This window comes from Kitasatospora sp. NPDC059408, assembly GCF_042751525.1.
In the GTDB taxonomy this organism is placed as follows: Bacteria; Actinomycetota; Actinomycetes; order Streptomycetales; family Streptomycetaceae; genus Kitasatospora.
Genome location: NZ_JBHYWI010000176.1, coordinates 1 through 3,130, shown reverse-complemented (window position 1 = coordinate 3,130; position 3,130 = coordinate 1). Strand labels below are relative to the sequence as shown.

The 3,130-nt window shown below is 76.7% G+C and carries 2 protein-coding genes and 1 pseudogene; all 3 read right to left on the bottom strand.

The features are described 5' to 3' along the window. Nucleotides 1-163: 163 nt before the first annotated feature. A complete protein-coding gene (locus ACFXDE_RS43730) occupies nucleotides 164-1,768 on the bottom strand; it encodes a protein kinase (protein ID WP_380499784.1) in 1,605 nt (534 codons plus the stop codon). Next, nucleotides 1,765-2,346 carry a hypothetical protein gene (locus ACFXDE_RS43725; RefSeq protein ID WP_380499782.1) on the bottom strand — a complete coding sequence of 194 codons (582 nt, stop codon included), beginning with the start codon at nucleotides 2,344-2,346 and terminating at the stop codon, nucleotides 1,765-1,767. The genes ACFXDE_RS43730 and ACFXDE_RS43725 overlap by 4 nt, the downstream gene beginning before the upstream one ends. 160 nt (nucleotides 2,347-2,506) lie before the next feature. Beyond that, a pseudogene (locus tag ACFXDE_RS43720) lies at nucleotides 2,507-3,130 on the bottom strand (hypothetical protein); the annotation flags it as partial.

Here is a 3,130-nt window from a genome sequence, read left to right as displayed (position 1 = left end):
GAGACTAACTCGTGGTGGTTCGACTCGTGCACCAGCACGCGCGTGGCGGCCGTACAGTCCGGCTGGGCCGCGCCGAGGTGGGCGCCAGGAGACCGAAGCACAGGAAGTCGGCGTCATCGACTTCTTGCGGCGCGGCCCAGCCGGCGGGGGATGGGGGTGAGGCTCAGCGGGTGGTGCGGTGGGGTTGAAGGGTGTTCAGGGAGTGGCGGAGGCGGCGGACGGCGGGGTGGTGGGGGCCCTCACGGCGTTCGCGTTCGAAGAGGAGCTGGAGGAGCCACTGCCAGGCGTTCTCGGCGTCTCCCGCAGCAGCGAGCCGGAGGCCGATGCGTTCGCGGAGGTCGAAGGCGCGTTCCGGGTCGGGGTCGTGGGCTGCCGTCGCGAGGAGGGACTGGTACTCGGCCATCGCCTCCGCGCCCTGCCCGAGGTGGTCGAGGCAGATCGCCGCGCGGTAGCGGTGGTCGAGGGCCTGGGGTCCGAACGGGCCGCCCTCGGCGGTGGCGGCGAGGCGGCGGTACTCGGGGAGGGCCTGCGCGTGGTGTCCCTCCTGGAGGAGGGTGCGGGCGTAGATGGTGCGGATCGTCCGCACGAGCGGCGCGCCGTCGCCGAGTTCGGCCTCGGCGCGGGGCAACAGCCGGGCGGCGAGGCCGAGGACCTCGGTGTGGCGGCCGGCGTCGACGAGGTCGGAGAGCCGTCCGCACTCCGCGCCGAGGTCCGGGGCGGACGGGACGGCAGGGACGAACGGGACCACGGGCGGGACCGCCGGCGGCGGCGGGGTCGCCGACGCCGGCCGCTGCTGCACCGGCCCAGCGGCCGGCGGCTGCGGCTGGTGCGGGAAGCGGTACGGCCGGGTGGGGTCGGGCAGCGGCGCGTACCGCGGTTGGGCGGCCACCTCGGGCGCGGGCAGCAGCGGGAGCAACCGCCCGTACACCTGCCGGGCGTCGGCGGGACGGTCGGCGGGCTGCTTGGCGAGCAGGTCGAGGACGAGGCGTTCGAGCGGCTGCGGCACGTCCGGCCGCAGGTCGCGCAGCGGGACCGGCGGCTCGTCCACGTGGCGCCGCAGCACGCCGAGCGCGGTCGGCGCGCGGAACGGTTCCTCGCCGGCGAGCATCTCGTGCAGGAGGCAGCCGAGCGCGTAGAGGTCGCTGCGCGGGTCGGTGGTGGTGGCCAGCGCCTGCTCGGGCGCCATGTAGGACGGACTGCCGATCGGCACGCCGGTGAGGGTGAGGCGGGTGGCGCCGGGGTCGAGGGCGGTGGCGATGCCGAGGTCCAGCAGGACCGTCCGGCCGTCGTGGCGGACCATCACGTTGCTCGGCTTGAGGTCCCGGTGGACCACCGGTACGGCGTGGACGGCGGCCAGCGCGGCGCACAGCTGGGCGGCGACGGCGGCCGCCCGCTCGATCGGGAACGGCGCGTCCTCGGCGATGAGGTCGGCGAGGCTCACCCCGGGGACGCGCTGCATGACGAGGTACAGCTCACCCTCGTCCTCCCCGGCGTCGAAGACCGTGACCAGCCCGGGGTGGTCCAGCGCGGCCGTGACCCGGCACTCGCGCAGGAAGCGGCGGCGCAGCTCGTCGCCGTGGCGGTGTTGTTCGGTGCCCGTGGGGGCGGGCGCGGGACCGGCGGCCAGGAGGTGGTCGGTGCGGAGCAGCTTGACCGCGACCGGGCGGTCCAGGCGCTCGTCGTAGCCGCCCCACACCTGGCCCATGCCGCCGTGGCCGATCTTCTCGGCGAGGCGGTAGCGGCCCGCGATCACGCGGTCGACGGTCACGACCGGTCCTCGCGGGCCTGGCGGCGCAGGAGTTCACCGAGTTCGCGCAGGTCGTCGGCGGGCGGCGGGGCCGTGTGGCCGGGCGTGGTCGCGCCGTACGGGGAGGCGGGCGGCGGGGCCGGGTGGCCGGGCATGGTCGCGCCGTACGGGGCGGCGGGCGGCGGGGCGGTGTGGCCGGGCATGGTCGCGCCGTACGGAACGGCGGGCGGCGGGGCGTACGGGGTGGGCGCCCAGAGGGACCGGCGGTCCATCACGAGGTAGTGCAGCGTGGGGGTGAGCCAGAGGAGGGCCAGGGCGATCTCGCCGATGACGTTCGCGGCCGAAACCTTGGTGTCGCTCGCGACGCCCGCGCAGACGACCATCGTGAGGAGCAGCAGGCAGTAGACGACGGCGCCCGCGATGTCGTACGGGCGCCTGCGGCGTATCGCCAGCACGAGGGAGGGCAGCGGGCCGAACACGCCCGCCGTCAGCAGCGGGACGAGCGCACACAGTACCCGGACGGAGGCCGAGGGACGGCCCGGCGGCTGGGCGGCGGCACCGGGCGGGGGTCCGAACGTCCCGGGGTACTGCCCTGCCATGTGCGCTCCTGAGCTGGTGAGGACGGACGGACCGAGCACACGGTACCGCCCGGAGTCCCTCCCAGAGACAGGGTTGAGAGGGAGCGTCAGCTCGGCGCGGGGACATCCGGCGCGCAGGAAGTCGGGCGGGCCGACTTCCTGCGCAGGAGCGGGCCGGGGGTCAGGGGGCCAGGGAGCCGGTGGCCAGGGCGTCGGTGGCGGCTTGGGTCAGGGTCTGGGCCAGGGAGGCGGCCTGGGCGAGGGTGGTGGCGAAGGCGGCCAGGCGGGCGAAGGCGGTGCCCTGACGCTGCTGGTCGGGCAGCGGGAGGCGGGGCAGTTCGACCCGGCGGATGTCGAGGCGGGCGGTCGTGGTGGCGTGGCTCGCGGCGCGGCGGGTGCCGGCGGTGGAGCGGAGGTGGCCGGCCAGGAACTCGGCGTCGAGGGCGGCCGGGTCGGGGCGGAGCAGGTGGAGGCGGCTGCCGAGGGCGGCGCCGACGAGGGGGCCCTCGGCCGGGACGACGCGCGCGAGGCCGCCGCCGAGGGCGGGGACGAGGACGTCGCCGGGGCGGGTGCGGAGGTCTCCGGCGGGGCCGGGGACGGCGAGCGCGGCGGTGGGCGGGTTGCCGGTGACGAGGTCCTGGTCGGTGACGACGAGCACCTCGCCCGGGCCCGGGCGGGTGGTCGCGCCGGTGCCGGAGGAGTGCACCTCCAGCGCACCCGCGGGCACGAGTTCGACCGAGGGTTCGAGGCCGGCGGCGGGTTTCCGGCCGGGGGGGGGGAGGAGGGGGTCGGGAACGGGGTTGCC